Genomic DNA, 23,968 nt, shown 5'->3' with positions numbered 1-23,968 from the left:
GTTCCTGGAAAACTTTCGGAAAGCCAGGTGGGGCGGGGGGGAACTCGGAATAGTCTTCCCTTCCGCCGGGAGCCCTCGGGGTTCCGATCAGGCGAATACATCTTCGAATGCGGGCCGGGGCGATCCGGCGTGCGCGGAGCGTGGAGAAGGCGCGGGGGCGCGAAAGGGGGGCGCATGGCTGGAAACACCACGGGGGATCGCGGAGACCGGACAGACGGCGACGCGGCACGGGAGGTGCGGGTCGCCGACGGGTGGTTCCCCGTCGAGACCCTCGGGCCCGGACGGCGGCTGGTGCTGTGGTTCCAGGGCTGCGGCCTGGCCTGCGCCGGATGCATGTCCAGGCACACCTGGGACGCGGAGGGGGGCCGGACGACCACCGTCGGCGCGCTGCTGCGGCTGTGGGAGGCGGCGCTGGAGCGCGGGGCGGAGGGGCTGACGGTGAGCGGAGGGGAGCCGCTGGCTCAGCCGGAGGCGTTGGGGGCGTTGTTGAGGGGCGCGGGGGTGGTGCGGCGGCGGGCGCGGGGCGCGCAGGGGGCGCGGGAGGCGGGGCTTGTCGGTGGTGACGGAGGGCTCGGGGGGTTCGGGGGCCTCGGCGGAGGGTTCGGGGGTGCTGATCTGCTCGTCTACACCGGGTACGAGGCGCATGAGGTGCCGTCCTCGGTGTGGGCCGCGCTGAGTGGGGCGGACGCGGTGGTGACCGGGCGGTTCCGGGTCGGTGAGCCGACGGATCTGGTGTGGCGGGGGTCGGCGAACCAGCGGATCGTGCCGCGCACGCGGCTGGGGGTGCGGCGGTACGGGCCGCATCTGCGGCGGGTCTATCCGGAGGGGGCGCGGGTGAGTGTGCGGGGGCCGCTTCGTGGGGGTGGGGTGCGGTGGTACGGGGTTCCGGCGCGGGGGGAGATGCGGGGGATGGAGATCGGGGCGGCGGCGGTGGGGGTGCGGTTGGGGGGGTTGAGTTGGCGGGGGTAGGGGGTGGGGGCGTGGGGGGTGGTGCGGGGTCGGACCTCGGCTGCGGGGCGGTGGGGGTTGATCGCGCAGTTCCCCGCGCCCCTGAGGTGGGGGGTGGTGCGGGGTCGGACCTCGGCTGCGGGGCGGTGGGGGTTGATCGCGCAGTTCTCCGCGCCCCTGGGGTGGGGTCAGGGGGTGGGTGGGGTGGCTGTGAAGAGGGGGGTCGTGTCGGGGTGGCGGGTGACGATGTGGATGGTCCAGTCGGGGTCGGCGGTGAGGGCGTCGGCGAGGGACCAGCGGAGCCATTCCGCGCTGGTGTGGCGGTCGAGGCCGCCCCGGCCCGCGCCGAGCAGGGGGAAGCAGAGGGAGCGCAGACCGGGGTGGCCGTCGGCGCGTTCGCGGCGGGCGCGGCTGAAGCAGGCGGCGACGGCGGTGGCGATGCTCTGCGGGTCGACGCGGTAGCCGTGGCCGTCGGGCACCGCGACGGCCGCGTGGTAGACGCGGCTCACCCCCCGCTCGGCCAGGGCGCCGGGGCCGGTGGGCACCACCGTGCCGGGGCTCAGCGGGAGCACACCGGGGCGGGCCGCCACCCAGGCGGCCAGTTCCTCCGCCAGGACGTCCGTGACCGACGCCTCCGGGGCGCAGCCGACCACGGCGGCCCGGCGCAGCGCCCCCGACACGGTGGGCCGGAACGACTTCGACATCTCCAGGTGGACGTTCTCCGAGGACACGAGGACGTCGATGTCCCGCAGCAGTTCGATCGGCGAGACGTGCACGGTCACGGCGTGGTCGCCGACCCGGCCCGGCAGTCCCGGCGTCGGCACCCGCACCGGCCGGGTGCGCGCGCTGTCGGACCGCGGTGCGGGCAGGGAGGGGCGCGGCGGGCCCTGGGGGCGGCGGGCCTCGGCCAGGAGGGCTCCGGCGAGCTGCTCCATGACCCGCTTCTCCTGGCTGTGCCGGAAACGTTCGTCGCTGACGCCGTACACCAGGGCGGCCGCGCGGCGCCGGTCGGCCGCCGGATCACCCCGGCGGCCGGGCAGCAGGCCGAAGACGCACTGGGCGGCGCGGCCGATGAGGTCGTCGGGGCCGAGGCGTTCGGCGGCGGCGCGGATCATCCGTTCCGCGCCGTCGGCGAGGTCGTCCTCGCCGTCCGCGTACCCGGCGTGGAGGGTGACGTCGCGCAACGCCCGCGGCACCAGCGACTGGAGCGACGGCAGTCCGCCCCGGCGCAGAATCCGCAGTTCCTCTTCCAGCTCGGCTCGGTCCGGAAGGCCGTCAGGGTTCATGCCGGTCAACCTATCGGCGGCGGGAGACGGGGTGCGGGGAGTTTCCGGAGGGGGACGGAACAACGCGCGGAACGGGAGGAAGGGGCGGGGTGCGGGAGCGAGAACGCCATGGTCCGCCGGGAATCGTATGTGTATCCGAATATCGGAGGTGGAGGGCGGCACGGGAACCGCGGGGCGGGTAAAGCGGCCGCTTGACCTTTTCCGTCCGGTCCGAACCCCGGCCCTCTCTCTTTCTGCCCGCGCCCGGCCGCCCGCCCGCATCCCCCGTCCTTTCGAATCGCCGCCGCCCCCTTCGCGTTCGGCATTGCATATATCCATTTCCGTTGTCCTCGTCCGCTCCCGGACCGTACGGTCCTTTCCGTCCGCAGGTGAATTCCATGGCTCTCTCCGACGGCCCCGACCGTTCCGCCGCAGGCGACGCGGACGACCTGGCCCCGCCGACGCTCTACGAGCCCGAGGGCGCGGCGCCCGCCGGGATACCCGCGCCCGACCCGCGCGGCGACCCGGACACCCTCCCGCCCGACCTCGCCGACCGCTTCCTGATCCGCGAGCGGCTGCCCCGCCGGGGCGAGCGGACCGAGCACCGGGCCGGGGAGGAGGGCCGCTCCGCCGAGCTGCGCGCGGCCGTGTTCCGCGTCCTCGACCAGCACGCCGAGGGCCCCGACACCGAGCGGGTCCTGAAGTGGTTCCACCCGGACGCCGCCCCCGACGACACAGTGACCGGCCTGCTCTCCGCGCCCCTGCACGCGGGGCTGTCGCACGTCATGGAGCGGGGCGCGGCCCGCGGGGCGCCCTTCCACGTACTGCCCTCGCACGGCTCGACCGACCTGGCGACGTATCTCCGCGACTGCGGGCCGCTGCCCGCCGACGAGGTGCGGGCGCTGGTGCGGCGGCTGCACGGCGCGCTGGCCGCGCTGCACGCGACGGGCGTGGTGCACCGGGACCTGAAGCCGTCCAACCTCGTCCTCGGCGACCTGGCGCGGCCCGCCGAGGGCCTGGTGATCATCGACTTCGGCATCTCGCTGCTCGCCCCCGCCGCCCGCGAGGCGCCCGGCGCCTGGGCCGCGACCCCCCGCTACGCCTCCCCGCAGGCCCTGCTGCGCAGGCCGATGGTGCGGGCCGCGGACGACTGGTGGTCGCTGGGCGTCCTGGTCGCCGAGGCCGCGCGGGGCCGGCACCCGGTGGAGCGGCACCACGAGCCCGCCTCGGTCATGGACGCCGTCCAGGCCGGGGCCCTGGAGCTGGACGGCATCACCGACAGCGGCGTACGGCTGCTGTGCCGGGGCCTGCTCGCCCACCACCCCGAGGACCGCTGGGGCGCCGGGCAGGTCGGGCGGTGGCTCGCCGGGGAACGCCCGCGCGCCGTCGCCCACCTCGGCCCCGCCCCGCGCACCGTGCCGGGCGACGGCTCGGAGCCGGCCGGACCGGACACCCCCGAAGGGGCCGCTGCCAGAGGGCCCGCCCCCGGCACCCCGGACGGCCCGCCCCTCCCCGGCTACCAGCACGAGGGCCACACCTTCACCGACCCGGCCCGGCTGGGCGAGGCGTTCGACGCCAACTGGCCCGCGATGACCCGCAGGCTCGCCCGCGGCAAGGAACGCGCCGCGCTCGCCGAGTGGCTCACCGCGTTCCGCCCCGAGCGCGACCCCGGCCGGGCCGAGGAACTCGACCGGCTGCTCGGGGAGGGCCTGCGCCGTCGGCCCACCCCGCGCGTCCTGGTCGACCTCGTCGCCTGGATGGCCCCGCAGCAGGAACCCGCCTACCGGGGCGTCCCGTTGGGCCCCGGCGACCTGGCCGCCTTCGCCGGGCGGGCCGCGGACGGCGACCGCTGGTGCGCCGACGTGATGACCGAGGTGTATACGCACCGGCTGCTCAGGCGGCTGTCCTCCCGGCGCGGCGGCGAGGGCCTCCACCACGTCGACCAGCGCTGGCACGACCACCACGACCAGTGGGCCGCCGCCACCGCGCGGCTGCGCGAGACACCCGAACTGGACGACGAACGCGAGGCCCTGCGGGCGGCCACCGCGACCGGTCCCGCCCTCACCGCCGAGCTGCTGCGGCTGGCCGCGCTGCCGGGCCCGGCCACCCGCGCGCTGCGGTCCGAGCTGGGCCGGGCCCTGCGCGCCCTGCCCGCGCGCGTGCCCTGGTTCACCCGGCTCGCCCGCGACGCCCACGACCCCGTACCGCTGCTGCTCGCGCTGCGGCTGCATCCGGTCGCCCTGGCCCAGGCACGGGAGATCCGGCGGGCGCGGGAGCGGGACCGGGAGCTGGCCGCGATGGACGACCACGCGCGGCGGTTCCGGCTGGTGCAGCGGCGGTGGGAGCTGCCCGTGGTGGTCGGCCGGGCGGCGGGCGGGGCGCTGCTGCTGTTCTTCCCGCACGCCTTCGTGGTGATCCTCGCCGACTTCGCCGGGTGGGCCCCGCAGGACACGGTGCTGACCGCCTGGGTGCTGAGCGTGCCCGCGCTGGCGGCGCTCCTCGCGGTGGAGTGCTGGACCGCCTGGTACATCGGCGCCCGCTACCACCCCGACTACTCGATCATGGGCCAACTGACGCGCCGGGCGCTGCCGTTGACCCGCAGGGCGGCGGGGCCCCGGCCGTCGCGGGGGCGGCGCGGCGGGCGGTTCGTCGAGCGGCTGCGCAGACGGCTGTGGGCGCTCGTCGGACTCGCCGCGGTGGCGGGCACCGCGGCGGGCAGCTTCCTGCTCGCGGTGTGGATCTGGCCCGCGGGCACGGTGATCATCCTCGCCGTCTCCGCCGCCCTGCGCGTCCGGGCCTGGCACCGGCAGCTCGCCGAGGTGCGCGGACTGGGCCGCGGCCGCCCGGCCCCGGGCGGGCCGGGCACAGCGGTTCCGGGAGACGGTCCGGAGGCGACGGTTCCGGGAGACGGTCCGGGAGCGACGGTGCCAGGGGCGCGGCGGCCCGACACCCCCGCACCCGCATCCCCCTCCGCCGGGCCTCCCCCGACTCCTGACCCGACACCGGACGCGGCTCCCCCGGTGTCCCCTGCGGCCCCGTCCATGGGCCCGTCCCCGTCCCCTGAGGGTTCCCGTTCTGGAGGAGTGGCGTGAGCAACGCGTTCGCGAGTACCGAGCTGTCGACCGTCGTCCCGGACGTCTCGGCGTACGGCTACCCGGGCGAGCCGACCGGCGCGGACCTGGGCCTGGACACGGACCTGGACGTGGACCTGGGCATGGACGTCGGCCTGCCCGACCTGACCGACCTGACCGAACCGCTGACGCAAGCGGCGGGCCACGCCGTCGACCAGCTCCAGGACATGATCGTGCCCGCGCTGATCGGGCTGGCCGACCTCAGCGGGGCGCTGATGGTCACCCGGCTGGCGCTGCGGGGCACCGAGGCGCTCGCCGCGTTCAACAACAAGGTCGCCGCCGAGCAGGAGGCCATGTCCCGGCGGCAGGCGTCGCTGGAGACGGGCAGCGCGTGCTGGCGCCGGGCGGCCGAGACGGCGGCCGGGATCAACGCGCGGATCACCGTCCTCGGGCTGGAGCCGTCCGGCCCCGGCGATCCGCCGCTGCCCGCCCCCGTCGCGGCCGTCGGCGTCCCGCTCGACCTGCTCTGGCGGCGGATGGCCGCGACCGACCGCGCCGTACGGGTCCTGGAGGCGCGCCGCGCCGCCCGCGCCACGGCCCGGCTGCCGTCGGCGCACGCCGAGGACTCCGCGCACGCCGACTGGTACGACCGGCTGCGCGAACGGCGTCGCGCCGCGCTGCTGCGGTACGCGGAGGGCGGCCCCGAGCCGACCGCGCCCACCGGCGGGACCGGTACGGCGGCGGCCGCGCCCCCGTCCACCGGGGCCACGGAGCCGCCCCCGCCCGCCCTCACCGAGGAGGACGTCCTGCGGGAGGGCGCCGACCTGCTGGCCGGGCTGCCGCTGGCGTTCTCCTCGGCGAGCCGCGACCTGATCGACGACTGTCTGCTGGAGGCCCGGCGCGCGGTGGGACGCAGGCCCACCGCCGTCCGCCGCTATCTGGACGAGGCCTCGATCATCGCCCGCAAGGAGTCCGAGCGGGCCCTGGAGTCCGAGCGGGTCCGGCGCGACGCGGCCCTCCGGCTGGACGTCCTGCGGGCACCGGCGCCCGCGGGCGTGGAGCCGCTGCCCGAGGACCCCGCCGCCGTGGCCGTGCTGGAGCGCGCCCTGCGGGACGGCGTCGCGCCCGCGGCGGCCGACGACCGCACCGTGCGGCAGGCTCTCGTGGCCCGTTCGACCGCGCTGCAACGCGCCTACCTGGTCGCGGCGCTGCGCCGGGCGACCGAGGGGTGGGGCGCGGGCTCGACGCACGCCCGCGCCGACGCCGAGCACTGGGACTTCGCCCCGGCGGCGTGGGCCGGGCACTACTGGCTGCGGGTCCGCCTCACCGCCACCGGGCAGGCCCGCGTCTTCACGATGCGCCGCGCGCTGACCGCGGCGGAGGCCGCCGACCCGGAGACGGTGGCCCGCTGGGCGGCCCAGGACGCCGAACGGTGTGCCGAGAGCGCCAAGTACGTCGAGGAACTCGGTGTGCTCACCGAGGCGGAGGGCGTCCGGGCCGAGTTCACCTGGTCCACGAGCAAGGTCCACACCGGTGAACCCGCCCCGGGCCTGACCGCCACGTCCGGCGCGCAGACCGGCGGCACCGGCCGGGCGACCGGCACGGGCAGCAGCCGTACGGCCGCCTCACGCCGCACCCGCAGGCCCGCCCCGCGCGCCCGACGCCACGACGACTGACCCCACCCATCACCCACCGGCACCCATGGCACCCACCGGCACCCGACGACCCTGTCGGCACCCACCGTTCACACCCGTCCCGTCCCGTCCTGTACTACCCCGTCCCGTCCTGTCCCGTACTCGGAGGACCCTTGACCAGCTTTCCCCTCCAGAAGCCGCCCCTGACCGAGCCGACCGTCACCCGGACCGTCCAGCCCTCGTTCGCCGCCGAACTCCTCACGACGCTCAGCGTCCACTCCCAGTACGTCCTGCACGGCAACGTCCGCGACGACTACCTGGTGGCCGACGTCCGGGACGACGGCAGCCGCCGCAACCGCGCGCTGCCGCTGGTGGACCTGTTGTGGGAGGGGCTGTCCCGCAGCGGGTACCGGTGTCTGCTCCGCTACGACCAGGTGTCCGGCTTCACCGTCGCCCGCAGCGACGACAGCCTCGACATGGACACCCTGCTGCGGCGCGCCACCCGCCGGGTGCCCGGCCGCCCCGACGAGGACGACGGCGCGGACGTGGCCCGCGTCTTCGAGTCCCTCGCGCGGGGCTGGGTCGGCGAGCGGCCCGGCCCGCCGCCGGACAACCCGCGCTACGAGGACTACCAGAAGCCGGTGCACGCGGCCCTGCTGGTGGACTTCGCGTCCCGCATCCCCACCCAGGTCAACCAGCTCAGCGACGAGGAGCGGACCTTCTTCCTGCGCTGTCTGCGGACCGCCGAGGAGGCCCGCGCCTTCACCCGCCCCAAGTTCGGCCGCGCCCTGTTCAACCCGATCATCTGGCTCACCGACGGCGAACGCGACCTGCCCTCCTGGCTGGTGACGAGCAGTGTGCGGGTGCGCAGCATCGGCGTGCCGCACCCCGACCTGGGGCAGCGGCGCCGGATGGCCGGACTGCTCGCCGAGCGGGCGGGGGTCGCCGAGTCCGTCCTCGGGCTGGACGTGGGGCCGCTGCTGAAGGGGGCCGGGCGGGAGACGCCGACCGACGAGGACATCGCCCGGTTCGCGGGGGCGGCGGGCGGGCTCACCCTGCGTGGCATGCGGGAGAGCATGCGGTTCGCCCGCGCCCGCGGCATCCCGTTCACGGACATGGACCAGGCGGTGCGCCGGTACGAGCTGGGTGTCAGCCGCAACCCGTGGACGGGCGGCGCGGTCGCCGACAGCATCCGCGACGGCGAGGCGTACATCGCGCAGCGGGTCCGGGGGCAGGACAAGGCGGTCGCGCAGACTCTGGACGTGCTGAAGCGGGCCGCGCTCGGCCTGTCCGGCGCGCAGGCCTCCTCCACCTCGGTGCACCGGCCGCGCGGTGTGCTGTTCTTCGCCGGACCGACCGGCACCGGCAAGACCGAGCTGGCGCGGGCGGTGGCGACGATGCTGTTCGGCGCGGAGGACGCCTGTCTGCGGTTCGACATGAGCGAGTTCTCCACCGCGCACTCCGCCGACCGGCTGGTGGGGGCCCCGCCCGGATACGTCGGCTACGAGGCGGGCGGCGAGCTGACCCGCGCGGTGCGCGAGGACCCGTTCCGGGTGGTGCTCTTCGACGAGATCGACAAGGCCGACAAGGGTGTCCTGGACAAGTTCCTCCAGGTGCTGGAGGACGGCCGGCTGACCGACGGCCAGGGCGTGACGACGTACTTCAGCGAGTGCGTCCTCATCTTCACGTCCAACCTGGGCGTGCACGGACCCACCGGGCCCGACGGGCGGCCCCTGTCCTCCCCGGTCGGCCGCGACCGGCTGCCGACGACACCGCAGGAGCGCCTGGAGTTCGAGCAGGAGATCCTGGGCAACGTACGGCTGCACTTCGAGGAGACCCTGAAACGGCCGGAGCTGCTCAACCGGTTCGGCGGGAACATCGTGGTCTTCCAGTACATCGACGAGCCGACCGGTCGGCTGATCTTCGACGGGCAGCTGGAGAACATCGTCGCGCACATGCGGCGCCAGGGCGGGCTGCGGCTGCGGGTGCTGCCGGAGGCGCGGGAGGCGCTCGCGGCGGCCTGCGTCAGCGACCTGCGCAACGGCGGCCGGGGCATCGGCATGAAGCTGGAGACCCACCTGATCAACCCGCTCGCCCGCGGCATCTTCGACCTCCAGGTGGCCCTCGTGCCGGGGACCGTGGTGACCGTCTCCCGCGTCACCGTCGAACCGGACGGCGGGGTCCGGCTGGACCTCGACGCCGTACCGGGCGAACCGGCCCGCGAGCCGGAACCGACGTGGTGACGGACCCGCCCGAGCCCGGCGCCGGGGAGGCGCGCCCGCCCCGCTACGTCGACAAGACCCTCGCGGAGGACGTCTTCCTCGACGACGAACGGGAGCCGGACGAGATCCACGAGGTCTACGCGCCGGGCGGGGCGGACGAGGACGGGGAACACGCGCCGGAGCCGCCCCCGTGGCGGGAACCCGAGGACGCGGGCGAGGTCCCGTCCCGTGCCCACCCGTGCTGGTCCTGCGCGGCGCAGGTGCCCGCCGGGGCGGAGTCCTGCCCGGAGTGCCTGGAGTCGGCCCGCCACCTGCGGCTGATCAGCACCCGGCCGCGGGTCGACGTCCGGCACGGCAGCTGCGGCCCGCTGCACCTCGGCCGCCTGCCGAGCTGGGCGCCCCTGGTCGCGGGCGCCCTCGACGGCGAGCGGGGCGTGTCGCGGCGGCACGCCGTGCTGGAGCTGACCGGGGACGGCGCGCTGTGGCTGACCGAGAACGCGGAGGGCACCGTCAACGGCACCTTCGTCGACGACGAGCGGATCGCCCCGGGCGTCCGCGTCCCGGTCACCGACGGCGCCACCGTACGGCTCGGCACGCACTGCGCCTTCACGGTGCTGGTGGTCCGGCCGCCGCACGGCTAGGCGCACCCCTGCGCGGGGCGCGCCCAGCTGTGGTCGGCGGGGGGTCAGTCGGCCGGTAGCGGTGGGACGATCGCGGCGCGCAGGGGCGCCAGCAGCCGGTTCGCCGCGTCGACGCCCGCGAAGGTGGCGAGGTCGTGCCGGACGCCGGTCTCGGCGAGCACCGGCTTGGGACCGCACCGGTCGCCGAACAGGACGAGCGCCTCGCGCGGCCGGTGCCGCCGGGACTGCCAGAGCAGTCCGCGGGCCTCCGCCGACTGGCGCCGCAGCTCCTGCGCCCAGTACCGGGTGCGGGAGTAGTCGTCCGGCTCGCAGTCGAGGAGCCAGCTGGTCTGGCAGACCGCGGCGAGGTCCTCCTCGGCGCGAAGCGAGATGAGGGGCAGGTCGGCGGTGGTGACGACCTCGGTGAGGGTGTAGCGACTCGCCTGCGCCCACGGCACCAGCCGGTGTCCGCTGACGGCGTCGAACTCCATGGACCGCAGCAGCACTTCGGCCAGCGCGGTGGCGGGCTCGCGGGTGGCGTACAGGTAGGGGTAGGGGTCCTCGGCGGTGCTGTCGAAGCGGCTGCCGCCGAAGTGGGTGTGCGCCACGACGTCCTTGAACCCGGTCGCCCCGTAGCGGGAGCGGTGGCAGCGCCAGAGGGCGGTGCCGGTGGGCAGGACCGTGAAGCGGGGCACCATGTCGATCGTGGGAGGGGCCTGGCGGGTCATCGGCCGTCCTCCTCGACCAGCGCGCGGGCGGCGTCCGCCAGCAGGGCGTCCGGGACCTGGCCGAGCAGCGCGGCCGGGCGTCCGCCCAGCCAGGTGTTGCCGCCCAGCCACCAGTCGGCGGCTCCCCAGGGGTCGCGGTCGGCGAGCAGCATGCGGTTGATCCGTACGACGATGTCGCGCGGCCGTCCGGTGTCGGGGTCGAACTGGAACTCGGGGCTGCGGCGTCCGTCCTCGGGGTCGGTGAGCACGATGACGTCGGCCGGGCCCTGCCCCGCCTGCGGACTGCCCGCCGGGGCGGCGGCCCGTGAGGGCTCGCCGAGCAGCCGCCGCCGGGCCGCGGCGAGCACGGCCGCCGGGTCGACGGTGGCATCCGGAACGAAAGCGGGATCGGGGCCGGTGTCGGGCCGGGGGCCGGGTACGGCACCGTCCCCCGGCGGGGTCGCGAGAGGGGCCGTGGTCGTGTCCTGCTCCCCCGCCGCCGGGGCCGCGTAGAGCGCTTCCAGGGCCGCGAGGACCGCGTCCGCGGTGGGGACGGCGGCCGTGGCGGAGGCGTGGCCGCGCAGGCCGGACGCGTGGAGGGCCCGGCCGAGTTCGCCCGTGTCCGGGACGGGCCACAGCGCGCCCACCACGGCGGTCAGCACCCTGCGGACCCGTACGGGATCGTCTCCGGCGGCGCGCAGCAGCTCCAGCCGGCTCAGGAAGTCGGCGTACTGCTCGCCGTCCAGCCACCGCCGCAGCTCCGCGCGGTGCCGGACGAGCAGCGCCAGCAGCTCATCGGTGTCCAACGGTGTTCCCTTCGGGTCGTACGGGTGCGGGGTTGCCCTGGTGGATGAACGGCGCCCAGGCCGCCACGGGCAGCGCGGGGGCGCCCTCGACGCGGACGGCCAGCGGCCCGGGGAGTCCGGGGATCGCGGGCCGGTCGGCGTCCAGCGCCCACAGCTGGGCCGTCCGCAGCGCCCGCGCGGGGTCGGTGCCCGTGGCGAGCGCGTGGTGCAGGACGTACATGAGGACGGCGGAACTCGCGTCGCCGATCGACCACTTGGAGCCGATGACGTCGGCGGCGCCGCGCGCGACGAACGCCGTGGTCAGCGTCAGCGTCTCGTCGTGGTCGCGGGTGGTGAGGTCGGTCTCGCAGGCGCTGAGCACGATCAGCGGCCCCGCGCCCGCTGTCCCCGGCCCGCCGCCCGAGGGCGCCCCGAGCAGCCGCCGTACGGTGAGCAGGCCCGCGTCCTCGGCGCCTGCGCCGCCGTCGGGGGTGTGCAGGAGCAGGCCGGAGACGGTGGGGCGACCGCCCGCGAAGCCGTGCACGGAGAACTCGACGAGCGTGGCGGGCCGTTCCCCGCTCCCGCCGGGCAGCAGCGGAAGCAGCTCGTCCGGGGTGCCGTCCACGTCGAAGACGTTGCGGCTGAGGAAGCCGTAGCAGCGGGCGTCCCGGTAGAAGGAGCGCCGCAGCGCCTCGACCTCGTGCTCCGCGTACGGCAGCGTGGCGCGCGGGTCGGCGACGAGCACCGGTGCCCCGGCGAGCGGCAGCCGCTCCCGCCGGGTGGAGCGGACGAACTCGGCGCCCGAGGCGGCGTATCCGAGGACGGCGTGGTCCACGGCGTACAGCGTCCGCTCCCCCGTCGGCGTGCGGTCGGTGAGCCGGGCCGCGTGCCAGGGCACGGTGCCGAGGTTCCCGGCGGGCAGCAGCACCACCCGTACGGGGTCGTCGGGGCGGGCGGGCCGGCCGGGGCGGACCGTGTCGAGGACCGGGCCCATCACGGCGGGCCCCGCCCAGTCGCACAGGTCGGAGAGGGCCGCCTCCCAGGCCGCCACCGCCTCGGCCCGTCCGGGCGCGGTGGGTGGCACGTGGGGCGCGGTGAGCGCGGACCGGTCGCGGGCCGCGTCCAGGTACCGCTCCAGCGGGCCGCGTTCCCCGGCGGAGAGTCCGGCCAGCTCCAGCGGGAGCGGCGCGTGACCGGGCCGCACGACCAGCGCCCAGCCGGGCCCGTCGCCCTGCCCGACGAGCAGGTGCACCACGGCGTCCACCCCGGCCGCGTCCGCCGCGTCGGCGACCTCCTGCCAGGAGGGGCCCCCGCCGAGGGGCGGGACGGGGAGCGGGGTGGCGGGGAGCGGGGTGGCGCCCGGTCCGTCCCCGAGGGCCCCGGAACCGCCGTCGGCTCCGGGACCCGGTCGGCGCAGCGCGCGCAGGGCCCTGCGGCGGAGCGTGCTCGGGATGAGGGAGTCGGCGTCCACCTCGGGCCGGGCCGGGCCGTCGGCGGCCTCCGCCTCCGGGGCCGCCGGACCTGAGGCAGGCGTACCCGAGACGGCCGTGGCCGGGGCGGCCGTACCCCTGGTCGCCGTGCCCGTGTCGGTTCCCGCGCGGGCGGCGGCCCGCCACTGCTCGGCGAGGTCCGGCTCGCCGCACGCCTCCAGTTGCTCCGGGACGCTCGCGGACGCGGCGACCGCGCGCAGGACGAGGGCGCGGCCCGCCTCCAGGACGCGCAGGGCGGTGGCCGCGTCGCCGGTCTCCGCGGCCCAGGCGGCGGCCGTGACCCCGCGGTCGGCGGCGCGGCGGGCGACGTCGAGGCCGTGCTCGGCGCCGATCTGGAGCAGGACGTCCTCCGCGATCAGCTCCAGCAGCCGTTCCGTCGCCGCCAGGGCCCGCCCGGTGTCGCCGGGCGCGCCGCGCCGCCGGTAGTGGTCGGCGAGCATGCGGTGGATGTCCTGGGCGGTGGCGGAGCCGGTGTGGTCGCCGATCTCGGCGCGGGCCGTCTCCAGCTCGCGCACGGCTTCCTCCAGGACGGCCGGGTCGCCGCGCCGCTCGTGCTCGGTGTCCAGGACGATGGCGATGCCGAGGCGGGCCCGGAGGTCCTGGTCGGCGGCGACGCGCGGCCCCCCGAGGGAGGCGCGGACCCGTTCGATCTCCGCGCGGAGGCTCCCGGCGGAGGGGTCGAGGTACTGCTCCAGCGCGCTGCACAGGGCCTCGACAGGCGCCAGCATGCCGCGCAGCGCGACCGGCATCGCGGGATGGTCCCGTGACTCCCGCAGATACATCAGCGCCCGCCGCAGCGGGGGTCCGACCTGGCCGCCCGCCCGCCCGATCGCCATGCCGCGGCGCAGTTGCAGGAAGCCGAGGACGAACAGGACGACGCCCGCGGACGCGGCGTCCTCGGACTGCTGCCGGCGCATGTCCAGGAGCCGTTCGCTGATGTCGTCGAAGCCGTCGAGGTCGTCCTCGTCGGTGTCGCAGACCCGCTGGTACTCCAGGAGGGCGCGGCCCATCTCCATGAGGTCGCGGCCCGCGGACCCGGCGGGCATGGCCGCGGCGAGTTCCTCCAGGTCGAGGTTCTCGGTGAGCAGGCGGCGCGCCGACTCGGCGTCCGCGAGGCTGCCGCCGTGGAGGGCGGCGCCGGACAGCAGCCCGGCCTGGAGGACGGCGGCCACGCCGTCGGGGAGTTCCTCGTGGCGGCCCGCCCGCAGTAGTGGCTCGGCGGCCTCGACCAGGCCTTCGGCGTCGCCGGTGCGCAGGGCGAGGCCGAACCGGGACAGGCCCGCGGTGGCCTGCTCCTGCCAGGTGTCGAGCGGCAGCCCGTCGACGGCCTCGGCCATCTCCTCGGGGTGCAGCACACCGGGGGCGAACAGTTCCATCAGCGGCAGCAGTTCGGCGGCGTCCAGCGCGACCTGCTCGGGAATCGTCCCGGCCGCCGCGCCCGCGTCTCCGGCGTCGGCCGCCGCGGGCGCGCCGTCGGACGGGGCCGCGTGCCGCGGGCCGGCCGCGGTCGGCTGTTCCCCGTCGGGCAGGGCCTTGAGCATCTCCATCGCGGCGCCCATGAGGTTCTGCCACGGGGCGGGGATCGTCGCGGACTCGCCGACGAGGGACCCGAGGCGCAGCAGCGAGTCCCGGTCCTGGGCGCCGTGCAGCATCTCCAGCAGGGCCGTCCAGCGCTCGATGTCGGGGTGGTCGGCCGGGTCGGCGGTGTCCTTCAGCTCGGTGAGGAGCGTGCGCACCTCGGCGAGGTCGTCCCGCAGGAACGAGCCGCCGGGTGCCATGAACGTGGCCCCGACGGTCATGATCTGGAGCATGCTTTGGCGTCCGCCGAACTCGATGGGCGGCAGCGGCGGTACGAGGAGCCGGATGAGCAGCCGGGTGAGGGCCGCGCGTGCCTGGTTCTCCCGCTCGGTGACCGGTTCCGCCTCCCTGGCCTCCCTGAGCAGGGCGAGCGCCTCGGCCCGCTCGGGGTCCGGCGCCTGCGGGACCCCGCCCGGCGGTACGGCCCGCCCGCGTACGGCGAGGTGGCGCAGGGCGAGCAGGGTGCCGCGGGCGGCGCGTAACTCCCGGCGCGCGCCCCGGCCGCCCGGCGGTTCGTCCCCGGCCCGCTCCTCGGCCGCCGTCAGGTCGCCGAGCAGCCGGTCGGTGGCGGCGGCGTCCGGCGACGGGCCGCCCCGCGGTACGGCGGCCCACTCCTCACCGGCCGCCGCGGCCCGGCCCAGCAGTTCCCGTACGCCCCCGTCCCCCGGCCCGGCAGGCTCCGGTTCCCCCGCTCCTCGTCCGCCCGGCCCTTGCCCCCCTGTCCCCTGTCCCGGCGTTCCCTGCCCGGCCGTTCCCGGCCCGTCCTTCGCCGTCACGCGTCCCTCCCCGGTTCCCGTTCGCCCACATCCTGGCGCCGGGGCCGGGCCGCGGGGGCGGGTTCGGCCGTATTTCAGCCGCGGCGACCGGGAAACGGCCATGCTGAGGGGGAGTCTGCCGGTACGCGCGGCGCCACCATCGTGGAGGGGGCGACCGCGGCCGCCGGGGCTACGGATCGGGGGAGGCCCCGGCCCGCGGTCGTCCCCGCCCGCACGGGCCGACGACGCGGCGGGCCGCGGTCGGCGTCGCATGGCGACGCCCGCGGCCTCAGATCGCGACGCCCACCGTCACCGGTTCGTTGACCAGCGTGATCCCGAACGCCTCGTGGACCCCGGCGACGACTTCGCGGGCCAGGGCGAGGAGGTCCTCGGTGGTGGCGGTGCCGCGGTTGGTGAGGGCGAGGGTGTGCTTGGTGGAGATGCGGGCGGGCCCGGTGCCGTAGCCCTTGGTGAAGCCCGCCTTGTCGATCAGCCAGGCGGCGGAGGTCTTGGTGTGGCCCTCTCCCGCCGGGTAGGCGGGCGGTACGGTGTCGGCGCCGAGGCGTTCCGTCACGCGGGCGCGGAAGCGGGCGAACTCGGCGTCGGTGAGGATCGGGTTGGTGAAGAAGGACCCGGCGGACCAGGTGTCGTGGTCCTCGGGGTCGAGGACCATGCCCTTGCCCGCGCGGAGTTTCAGCACGGTCTCGCGGGCCCGCTCCAGCGGCACCCGGTCGCCGGGCTCGACGCCGAGGGCGCGGGCCGTCTCGGCGTACTTGAGGGGGGCGGAGAGGCCGCCCGCGTCCTCCAGGGCGAACCGGACGCGCAGGACGACGTACCGCTCGGGGTCGGCCTTGAAGCGGCTGTGGCGGTAGGAGAAGGCGCACTCCTCGTTGCCGAGGGTGACGGTGTCGCCGGTGCGGCGGTCGTAGGCGACGACCTCCGTGATGGTGGCGGAGACCTCCTGGCCGTACGCCCCCACGTTCTGGATGGGGGTGGCGCCGGCCGAGCCGGGGATGCCCGCCAGGCACTCGACGCCCGCGAGTCCGGCCTCGACGGTGCGGGCGACGGCGTCGGTCCACACCTCGCCGGCCGCGAGTTCCAGCGTGGTGCCGGTGAGGGCGAGGCCGCGGGTGGCGATCCGCAGGGCGGTCCCGGCGAAGCCCGCGTCGCCGATGACCAGGTTGGAGCCGCCGCCGACGATGAGCAGGGGGGTGCCGGTGGCGTCGGCCTCGCGGACGGCGGCGACCACCTCGGCGTCGGTGGTCGCGGTCACCAGCCGGGTGGCGGGGCCGCCCAGCCGGAAGGTGGTCAGCGGGGAGAGCGGGGCGTCGTGGAGTTCCAGCACGCGGCCAAGCCTACGAGACGGCACCGACAGCCCCGCCCACCTCGGCGTCCCGGCGGGCGGGTGCGAAGGGAACAAGGGAACAGCGGGCCCCGGGCGAGGCCTGTTCCCGCGGACCGGCGAACGGGCCTCAGGCGAGGCGGACGACCGCGCGGGACATGCCGAGCACCTTCTGGCCGCCGCTCATGGCGAGCAGGTCGACGCGGACGGTGCGCTCGTCGTCGTCGAGCTTGGCGGCGACCTTGGCGCTGACCTCGACGGTCGCGCCCTGCTCGTCGTTGGGGACGACGACGGGCCGGGTGAAGCGGACGCCGTACTCGACGACCGCGCCGGGGTCGCCGGTCCAGTCGGTGACCACCCGGATCGCCTCGGCCATGGTGAACATGCCGTGCGCGATGACGTCGGGGAGGCCGACCTCCTTGGCGAACTTCTCGTTCCAGTGGATCGGGTTGAAGTCGCCGGAGGCGCCCGCGTACTGGACGAGGGTGGCGCGGGTCACGCCGAAGGAGGCGGACGGGAGTTCGGTGCCGACCTCGACGTCGGCGTAGGAGATCTTCGCGGTCATGTCAGTCCTCCTCCGCCGCGCGGGCGACGAGCTTGGTCCAGGCGGTGACGACGTGTTCGCCGGACGCGTCGTGGACCTCGCCGCGGATGTCGATGACGTCGTTGCCCGCGAGGGACTTGATGGCCTCGATGGTGGAGGTGACGGTGAGCCGGTCCCCGGCGCGCACCGGCCGCCGGTAGGCGAACTTCTGGTCGCCGTGCACCACGCGGCTGTAGTCCAGCCCGAGCTGGGGGTCCTGGACGACCTGCCCGGCGGCCTTGAAGGTGATGGAGAACACGAAGGTGGGCGGCGCGACGACGTCGGCGTGCCCGAGCGCCTTGGCCGCCTCGGGGTCGGTGTACGCCGGGTTGGGGTCCCCCACGGCCTCCGCGAACTCGCGGATCTTCTCCCGGCCGACCTCGTAGGGATCGGTGGGCGGGTAGGTCCGCCCCACGAAGGACTGGTCGAGCGGCATGGGCTCGGCACCTCCTGGTTGGTGTGTCCCGGCTGGTGGGTGTGTCCCGGCCGGCTGGTGGGGACCGGCTGTTCGGTACGGCGCGTCCAACGACGCGAGGCCGCCCCCGAATTCTCGGGGACGGCCTCGCGTACGAGCCTGATTTATCGCGTTTCGCGGTGCGCGGTGTGCGCGTTGCAACGCGGGCAGTGCTTCTTCATCTCCAGTCGGTCCGGGTTGTTACGCCGGTTCTTCTTGGTGATGTAGTTCCGCTCCTTGCACTCCACGCAGGCCAGCGTGATCTTCGGGCGGACGTCGGTGGCAGCCACGTGAGTGCTCCTTGACGAACGGATAGGAAATGATTTAACGCAAGAAAGAGTAGCCGATCGAAGGACCGACCCCGCAATCGGCTACTGTCAGTAGCGGTGACCGGACTTGAACCGGTGACACAGCGATTATGAGCCGCTTGCTCTACCGACTGAGCTACACCGCTTTGATGTGATCCGGACCCCCGCCTCGCGACGGGAGCCCCTCTCACACCAGAGCCCCAATACGGAATCGAACCGTAGACCTTCTCCTTACCATGGAGACGCTCTGCCGACTGAGCTATTGGGGCGAGCGATGAAGACATTACACGGTCCCCAGCGGTTCACCCAAATCCGTTTCCGGGGCCCCCTCGGAGCCCCATCGGCGCAGGTCCCGGCCGCCGCGCACGCCTCCCGGACCCCCGGAACCACACCGGTACGACTATTGCGCTCCTCCCAGTCCGCGCCCGACGCCGGTCCTAGGCTCGACTCACTCTGCGTGATCTTGCCCGTCCCGCCGGGCACCGAGCCGCCACTCACCGCCGAGCCCCCTGGAGCGCGATGCCCGACAGCCAGCCGCAGCCGCCCCCACCGTCGTCGTCCTCCGGCCCGTCGGGCTCATCAGGTTCTTCGGGTTCTTCGGGCTCATCAGGTTCTTCGGGTTCATCAGGCTCGTCGGGCTCGTCCAGTCCGTCCGGCGGCTCCGCGGCGGGCCCGCGCGATCCGTCCGCCCTGCTGCTGTGCGGGGCCCGCCTGACGGACGGCCGGACCGTGGACGTACGGCTGGGACGCGGACGCATCGAGGCGGTCGGCACCGCCGGCAGCCTCGCGGCCACCGGCCCCGCCCCGGGCCCCGGCACCCGCGTGGACCTCGGCGGCTGGCTCCTCCTCCCGGCCCCCGCCGAACCCCACGCCCACCTCGACACCGCGCTCTCGGCGGACGGCGCCCCGGACGGCGGCGGGCCGGTCCCGGACACCCCGGAGGACATCCAGCGCCGCGCCACCGAGGCGGTGCTGCTGCACCTCGGGCACGGCGCGACCGCCCTGCGCACCCACGTCCGCGTCGGCGACGTCCAGGGCCTCGGCGCGCTCGCCGCCACCCTCGGCGTCCGGCGCTCGGTGCGCGGTCTGGCCGAGCTGACCACGGTGGCCATGCCCCGGCTGCTGACCGGGGTGGCGGGCGCGGACGGCCTCGCCATGCTGCGGGACGCGCTGAAGATGGGCGCCTCGGTGGTGGGCGGCTGCCCCGACCTCGACCCGGACCCGACCGGCTACGTCGAGAAGGTGCTGGAGGTCGCCTCCGAGCACGGCTGCCCGGTCGACCTGCACACCGACGCCGCCGACCCGGCCCGGCTGGCCCGCCTCGCCGCGATGGCGGGCGGCCTGCGGCCCGGCGTGACGCTCGGCCCGTGCGCCGCCCTCGGCCGCCTCCCCGCCGAAGCGGCGGGCCGTACGGCCGACCAACTCGCCGCCGCGGGCGTCACGGTGGTGTGCCTGCCGCAGAGCGGCTGCGGCGCCGCGGAGAGCCGCGGCACCCCGCCGGTACGGCTGCTGCGCGCGGCCGGGGTGCGGGTCGCGGCGGGCAGCGGCGCCCTGCGGGACGTGTCGAACCCGGTCGGCCGGGCCGACCCGCTGGAGGCGGCGTACCTCCTGGCCTCCCGCGAGGGCCTGCGCCCCGAGGACGCCTACGACGCGGTGAGCGCCGCCGCGCGTGCCGCGCTGGGCCTGCCCGAGGTGCGGGTGGAGGCGGGCTTCCCGGCCGACCTGCTGGCCGTGCGGGCCGAACGGCTGGCGGGGGCGCTGTCCCTGGCGTACAGCAGGATCGTGATCCACCGGGGGCGCGTGGTGTCCCGTACGAGCGCCGTACGGGAGTACTGCGACACCGCGGCCGCCTCCGAGTTGGGGCTTCCGCGGCAGGGGCGGGGCCTGCTGCCGTAGCGGGTCCGCCGCCGGAAGGGGCAGTGGTGGGGAGCGCGGTGCGGACGGGGGTGCGGAGGGCCGGGGGGCGTGCGCGCGGGCCTTCGCGGCGCCCGCTCGGGCGAGTGCGACGGGTCGGGCGGCGCGGGCCTCCCGCCGGGCGTACGGTCGGAACCATGCGCATTGTCATCGCTGGGGGTCATGGTCAGATCGCGCTGCGGCTGGAGCGTCTGCTCGCCGCGCGCGGAGTCGAGGTCGCGGGCATCGTCCGCAACGCCGGACACGGCGACGACCTGCGGGCCGCGGGCGCCGAACCGGTCGTCCTGGACCTGGAGTCGGCGTCCGTGGAGGACACCGCGGAGGTCCTGCGGGGCGCGGACGCCGCGGTGTTCGCGGCGGGCGCCGGACCGGGCAGCGGGACCGACCGCAAGGACACCGTCGACCGGGGCGCGGCCGTCCTCTTCGCGGACGCGGCACTGCGCGCGGGCGTACGCCGTCTCGTGGTCGTCTCCTCGTACGGCGCCGACTCCGCGCACGAGGGCGACGGCGTCTTCGACATCTACCTGCGCGCCAAGGGCGAGGCCGACGACCACGTGCGGGGTCTGGACGGCCTCGACTGGACGATCCTGCGCCCCGGTTCACTGACGGACGACGCGGGCCGGGGCCTGGTGCGCCTGGAGGCGCGGACGGGCCGGGGGGCGATCCCGCGCGACGACGTTGCGGCCGTGCTGGCGGAACTCCTCGACACCCCGGCGACGGCGGGCCTCACCCTGGAACTGGTGGGCGGCTCGACCCCGGTGCCGGTGGCGGTGAAGTCAGTCGCGGGCGACTGAGGAGGTAGCCCGACGGGCGGCTCGGCACGGAGTGGCCGGTCGGGGGGTCTGTTGTGGGGGTGGCCGGATCGCCGGAGGGGGAGGCGGGTGGCCGGGCAGGCGGGCGGGTGACCGGGAATCCCGTCCGGGATCAGAACAGGGAGAGCTGGCCGGGGACGTCGGGGACGACGTAGCCGTCCAACGCGGGCTGAGCGGCGCCCAGTTGTGCGGTCCGGCGGGAGCCGGGGCAGGAGGTCAGCCCGCCGTCCTGCCGGGCACCGGGCGGGTCGTGCCGGGCGAACCGTCCGGCGACGACGGCGATCTCGCGGCGGCACTCCGGGCAGGTTCTGCGGCGGCTGGACATGCGACCAGTCTGCCCCAGTGCGCCACGCGGGTACCGCGGCGCGGCACGCCTCCACCCATCGCGCACAAAGGCGGACATCTCCCTAGCATCCGTACATATGGCGCATACCTTCGAGGAACTCGTGGCGAAGCAGCGTGCGGCCGACGAGGCCCACACCCGTGTCCTGCACCTGCGGGACACCTACGGCGCACCCACGGCGGCCCCTTGGTCCGAGACCCAGTCCGACACCTACGAGACCGCGTGGCGGGCCTGGCGCGACCTCGCCCGGGAGGTGCAGTCCACGGTCACGGAGTACGCCAAGGACGAGGGCCGGGCCCGCAACGAGGTGGAGGCCGACGTGAAACAGGCGGCGAAGACCCCGCCGGAGGCGCCGGAGAACGGGGACGGCCCGCCACAGACCCCCGAGGCGGGCTGACGCCGCCCGAGTTCACGGACACCGCCGACGCTCCCCCGGACGGGGGGGCTGATCCCGCTCCGGGGGAAGCACTCGGCGTGCGGGCGTCAGCGCACGTCGACCTGATCGGCCGCGCTGGTGGTGGCGCCGGTCGTGGAGTTGCCGGGGTAGAGCCAGCGGTAGGAGCCGTCGACGGTGGCGGTGACGGTGGCTTTCAGCCCCCCGGTGCGGCCGGTCGTCGCCTTCTTGACCGTCCTGAAGGTGTCGGCCCCCTTGGCGCGGAACTGGAGGCTGACCGTGCGGCCGCTGTACGTGTCGTACTTCTTCGTGCTCCAGTTCGCCCGGGTGAGCTTGCCCGTGACGGTGACGGGCCTGCCCTTGGCGACGGGCTCGGGCGACGCGTCGGCGGTCAGCTTGGCGGCGCGCCGGAGGCTGGACGTCAGGGAACGTGTCTCCCGCTCCATGGCCTTGAGGCCGCCGTTGGCCTTGAACAGGCGCAGCGAGACGCCGACCTTCCAGGTCGTGGCGTCGCTGTTGGAGTCGACGTGGTCCTGGGTCGGGTGCGGGTCGATGAAGAGGTCGCCCTCGCAGCGGGCGTGCTTGGCGTCCCGCTCGTAGCAGGTGTAGGTGCCCGGCCCGATGAAGTTCTCCCCCGACTCGGCCGCCGCGCCGATGCTCCCGCGGTAGAGGAAGGGGAAGGCGTCGTGACGGTAGGGGTCGGCGGTGCTGTACCCGGCGGGCAGCGCGTAGTCGAAACGCAGCGACGGCCTCACCGCCTTCGACGTGCCGACGACGATCGGCTTGCCGTCGTTCACGACGATGTTCGACACGGTGATATCCGTGTCGGCCGCCATGGCCTCCGGCGCGTTGAGCACGGAGAGCCCCAGTGCCGCGGCGAGCGCGCCCACCGCGGCGGTCCGTCTGCCGGACTTCACGGCCTGTCTGCCTGACTTCATCGACATCACTTTCTGATCCGGCCGGCGGACAGCTCCGCTCGGCGAACAACCGCACGCGCCAACGAGAAACCCCCTCTGATCAGTTTGCTTACCTGATCAGAGGGGGTTTCCCTCGGGTGGCGGCGCCAGGATTCGAACCTGGGAAGGCTGAGCCGGCAGATTTACAGTCTGCTCCCTTTGGCCGCTCGGGCACACCGCCGGGTTTTGCTGCCGTTCGAACCGCTTTTCGGCGGTTCTCCGTGGCAACGACGTAAACGATACCCGATGGGAGGGGGTGCTTCGCCACCCGGATTGGGCGCCGCCCGGAGCAGGTCGGGTGGCTAGGCTTGTCCGGATGCGGCCCGCGTCCCACACCGGGCCCGGCGGCGGCACCGAGGTGCCCGCCCGCACCTGATCGACCCCGTTTTGCCCCTGATCCACCCCCGATCCAAGGAGCCACAGGACATGGCCGACTCCAGTTTCGACATCGTCTCGAAGGTCGAGCGGCAGGAGGTCGACAACGCCCTCAACCAGGCCGCCAAGGAGATCTCCCAGCGCTACGACTTCAAGGGCGTCGGCGCCTCGATCTCGTGGTCCGGCGAGAAGATCCTCATGGAGGCCAACTCCGAGGACCGGGTCAACGCCGTCCTCGACGTCTTCCAGTCGAAGCTGATCAAGCGCGGGATCTCGCTGAAGGCGCTGGAGGCGGGCGAGCCCCAGCTCTCCGGCAAGGAGTACAAGCTCTTCGCCGAGATCAAGGAGGGCATCTCCCAGGACAACGCGAAGAAGGTCGCCAAGCTGATCCGCGACGAGGGCCCCAAGGGCATCAAGGCCCAGGTCCAGGGCGAGGAACTGCGCGTCAGCTCCAAGAGCCGCGACGACCTCCAGACCGTCATCGCCCTGCTGAAGGGTCAGGACTTCGACTTCGCCCTCCAGTTCGTGAACTACCGGTAGGAACTCCGGCGCGGGCTGCGGGAGTTCGGCAGTTCGGGGGCTCCGGTGGCGGCGGGGAACTCCTGTGAGGCCCCCGCCCGTCGAGCGCGGAGCGTGCGGCGGCGGTGCGGACGAGTGCCGGGGTGCGGAGCGTCAGGACGCGGCACACCAGGGCGCGGGGTGCCGTGGCGGGGGCGCCGTGGCCAGGAGGGGCGAGGCGGGGGTCGGCGGGGCCGGGCGTCCTGGCGGTCCGTCCCGCCGACGCCGCCGCCCCCGTCCGGGTCCGCCCCCGGCCGGATCAGTCCGCGCGCGGTGCGTCAGTCGCGCGAATGCCCGAAGAAGATCCGGTAGAGGATCAGCAGCACCAGCGAGCCACCGATCGCCGCCGCCCAGGTCGCGCCGTCGTAGAAGTCCTTCGAGACGGGGTGGTCCAGCCAGCGGGCCGATATCCAGCCGCCCACGAAGGCCCCCGCCACGCCGATCAGGGTGGTGCCGACGAAGCCGCCCGGATCGCGCCCCGGCAGCAGGACCTTGGCGATGACTCCCGCCAGCAGTCCCAGAATGATCCAGCTGATGATGCTCATGTCCTGAACCTGCCCCTCCGCTCGATGCCGTCACCCGTTCCGGCACTGTGATCCTGATCCCGGTTCGGCCAGCCCCCAGTCGGCTGGCCCGGCCCGGGACGGGACGGCACGGTCCGCTCCGGGATGGGATGGCCCGGTCCGGTCCGGTCCCCGGGAGAGCTTGCTCTGTTTCCACGCTGTCGACCGGGACGACGTCCGCCCGACGCCCCGTGGTTCCCCTGCTCGCTAGGGTGCGAGCCATGAGACGGCCCCTCCGGCCCGCGTCGTCCGGTCAACCTGGTTCATCCGGTTCACTGGGTTCAGCTGGTT

General features: G+C 75.3%; 20 protein-coding genes and 3 tRNA genes. 9 read left to right on the top strand and 14 right to left on the bottom strand.

Going from position 1 to position 23,968, the window contains the following annotated elements:
- The first annotated feature begins 174 nt into the window (after positions 1-174).
- On the top strand, positions 175-969 hold the full coding sequence (locus ACIQPQ_RS04645) for a 4Fe-4S single cluster domain-containing protein (RefSeq protein WP_401299737.1): 795 nt from the start codon (positions 175-177) through the stop codon (positions 967-969).
- Positions 970-1,136: 167 nt separating this feature from the next.
- Here the strand turns inward: ACIQPQ_RS04645 and ACIQPQ_RS04640 are convergent, their stop codons facing one another.
- A complete protein-coding gene (locus ACIQPQ_RS04640; protein ID WP_401299734.1) occupies positions 1,137-2,234 on the bottom strand; it encodes a macro domain-containing protein in 1,098 nt (365 codons plus the stop codon).
- Positions 2,235-2,611: 377 nt separating this feature from the next.
- Here ACIQPQ_RS04640 and ACIQPQ_RS04635 point away from each other — a divergent pair, with 377 nt between their 5' ends.
- The 4 genes from ACIQPQ_RS04635 (at position 2,612) to ACIQPQ_RS04620 (ending at position 9,781) form a co-directional block, all read left to right on the top strand.
- Positions 2,612-5,305, top strand: coding sequence for a protein kinase (locus ACIQPQ_RS04635; protein WP_401299731.1), 2,694 nt, complete (start codon positions 2,612-2,614; stop codon positions 5,303-5,305).
- On the top strand, positions 5,302-6,960 hold the full coding sequence (locus tag ACIQPQ_RS04630; protein WP_401299729.1) for a hypothetical protein: 1,659 nt from the start codon (positions 5,302-5,304) through the stop codon (positions 6,958-6,960). Before ACIQPQ_RS04635 ends, ACIQPQ_RS04630 begins: the two co-directional genes overlap by 4 nt.
- Positions 6,961-7,091: 131 nt before the next feature.
- Positions 7,092-9,161 (top strand): AAA family ATPase, encoded by a 2,070-nt coding sequence (locus tag ACIQPQ_RS04625; protein ID WP_401299726.1) that lies wholly within the window; start codon positions 7,092-7,094, stop codon positions 9,159-9,161.
- Positions 9,158-9,781 carry an FHA domain-containing protein gene (locus ACIQPQ_RS04620; protein WP_401299723.1) on the top strand — a complete coding sequence of 208 codons (624 nt, stop codon included), beginning with the start codon at positions 9,158-9,160 and terminating at the stop codon, positions 9,779-9,781. Before ACIQPQ_RS04625 ends, ACIQPQ_RS04620 begins: the two co-directional genes overlap by 4 nt.
- Positions 9,782-9,825: 44 nt before the next feature.
- Here ACIQPQ_RS04620 and ACIQPQ_RS04615 read toward each other — a convergent pair whose 3' ends face one another.
- From ACIQPQ_RS04615 to ACIQPQ_RS04575, 9 genes are all read right to left on the bottom strand, one after another.
- On the bottom strand, positions 9,826-10,488 hold the full coding sequence (locus tag ACIQPQ_RS04615; protein ID WP_401299720.1) for an RES family NAD+ phosphorylase: 663 nt from the start codon (positions 10,486-10,488) through the stop codon (positions 9,826-9,828).
- Positions 10,485-11,273 carry a hypothetical protein gene (locus ACIQPQ_RS04610; protein WP_401299717.1) on the bottom strand — a complete coding sequence of 263 codons (789 nt, stop codon included), beginning with the start codon at positions 11,271-11,273 and terminating at the stop codon, positions 10,485-10,487. The genes ACIQPQ_RS04615 and ACIQPQ_RS04610 overlap by 4 nt, the downstream gene beginning before the upstream one ends.
- A complete protein-coding gene (locus ACIQPQ_RS04605) occupies positions 11,260-15,096 on the bottom strand; it encodes a CHAT domain-containing protein (RefSeq protein WP_401299715.1) in 3,837 nt (1,278 codons plus the stop codon). The genes ACIQPQ_RS04610 and ACIQPQ_RS04605 overlap by 14 nt, the downstream gene beginning before the upstream one ends.
- Positions 15,097-15,364: 268 nt before the next feature.
- Entirely contained in the window at positions 15,365-16,420 is a 1,056-nt protein-coding gene (locus ACIQPQ_RS04600; protein WP_401299712.1) for a UDP-N-acetylmuramate dehydrogenase, read from the bottom strand.
- Positions 16,421-16,547: 127 nt separating this feature from the next.
- Complete coding sequence (locus ACIQPQ_RS04595; RefSeq protein ID WP_401299709.1) at positions 16,548-16,982, bottom strand: MaoC family dehydratase; 435 nt, start codon at positions 16,980-16,982, stop codon at positions 16,548-16,550.
- Between the two features lies 1 nt (position 16,983).
- Positions 16,984-17,436: a MaoC family dehydratase N-terminal domain-containing protein gene (locus ACIQPQ_RS04590; protein WP_401299706.1), complete on the bottom strand. Its 453-nt coding sequence runs from the start codon at positions 17,434-17,436 to the stop codon at positions 16,984-16,986.
- A 143-nt stretch (positions 17,437-17,579) separates the two neighbouring features.
- Positions 17,580-17,744: a 50S ribosomal protein L33 gene (gene rpmG / locus ACIQPQ_RS04585; RefSeq protein WP_003948671.1), complete on the bottom strand. Its 165-nt coding sequence runs from the start codon at positions 17,742-17,744 to the stop codon at positions 17,580-17,582.
- Between the two features lie 91 nt (positions 17,745-17,835).
- Positions 17,836-17,908, bottom strand: a tRNA-Met gene (locus tag ACIQPQ_RS04580).
- 50 nt (positions 17,909-17,958) lie between these two features.
- Positions 17,959-18,031, bottom strand: a tRNA-Thr gene (locus ACIQPQ_RS04575).
- A gap of 250 nt (positions 18,032-18,281) precedes the next feature.
- Here ACIQPQ_RS04575 and ACIQPQ_RS04570 point away from each other — a divergent pair.
- The gene (locus tag ACIQPQ_RS04570) at positions 18,282-19,658 is read left to right on the top strand and encodes an amidohydrolase family protein (RefSeq protein ID WP_401299703.1); all 1,377 of its coding nucleotides are present in this window, start codon (positions 18,282-18,284) and stop codon (positions 19,656-19,658) included.
- Positions 19,659-19,813: 155 nt separating this feature from the next.
- A complete protein-coding gene (locus ACIQPQ_RS04565) occupies positions 19,814-20,470 on the top strand; it encodes an NAD(P)H-binding protein (RefSeq protein WP_401299700.1) in 657 nt (218 codons plus the stop codon).
- A gap of 130 nt (positions 20,471-20,600) precedes the next feature.
- On the opposite strand, the gene ACIQPQ_RS04560 is transcribed toward ACIQPQ_RS04565, so the two are convergent.
- Positions 20,601-20,813, bottom strand: a complete 213-nt coding sequence (locus ACIQPQ_RS04560) for a hypothetical protein (RefSeq protein WP_383773752.1) — start codon at positions 20,811-20,813, stop codon at positions 20,601-20,603.
- A 97-nt stretch (positions 20,814-20,910) separates the two neighbouring features.
- Here ACIQPQ_RS04560 and ACIQPQ_RS04555 point away from each other — a divergent pair, with 97 nt between their 5' ends.
- Positions 20,911-21,228: a hypothetical protein gene (locus ACIQPQ_RS04555; protein WP_401299698.1), complete on the top strand. Its 318-nt coding sequence runs from the start codon at positions 20,911-20,913 to the stop codon at positions 21,226-21,228.
- A gap of 86 nt (positions 21,229-21,314) precedes the next feature.
- Here the strand turns inward: ACIQPQ_RS04555 and ACIQPQ_RS04550 are convergent, their stop codons facing one another.
- On the bottom strand, positions 21,315-22,163 hold the full coding sequence (locus tag ACIQPQ_RS04550) for a hypothetical protein (RefSeq protein ID WP_401299695.1): 849 nt from the start codon (positions 22,161-22,163) through the stop codon (positions 21,315-21,317).
- A gap of 117 nt (positions 22,164-22,280) precedes the next feature.
- Positions 22,281-22,362: transfer RNA gene (locus tag ACIQPQ_RS04545), tRNA-Tyr, on the bottom strand.
- Positions 22,363-22,607: 245 nt separating this feature from the next.
- Here ACIQPQ_RS04545 and ACIQPQ_RS04540 point away from each other — a divergent pair.
- Entirely contained in the window at positions 22,608-23,096 is a 489-nt protein-coding gene (locus ACIQPQ_RS04540) for a YajQ family cyclic di-GMP-binding protein (RefSeq protein WP_383773746.1), read from the top strand.
- A gap of 296 nt (positions 23,097-23,392) precedes the next feature.
- Here ACIQPQ_RS04540 and ACIQPQ_RS04535 read toward each other — a convergent pair whose 3' ends face one another.
- Positions 23,393-23,659 (bottom strand): GlsB/YeaQ/YmgE family stress response membrane protein, encoded by a 267-nt coding sequence (locus tag ACIQPQ_RS04535; RefSeq protein ID WP_401299692.1) that lies wholly within the window; start codon positions 23,657-23,659, stop codon positions 23,393-23,395.
- Positions 23,660-23,968 lie beyond the last annotated feature (309 nt).

It is taken from the genome of Streptomyces sp. NPDC091281 (assembly GCF_044757425.1).
Taxonomy (GTDB): domain Bacteria; phylum Actinomycetota; class Actinomycetes; order Streptomycetales; family Streptomycetaceae; genus Streptomyces.
This window is presented reverse-complemented; position numbering and strand designations above follow the sequence as displayed.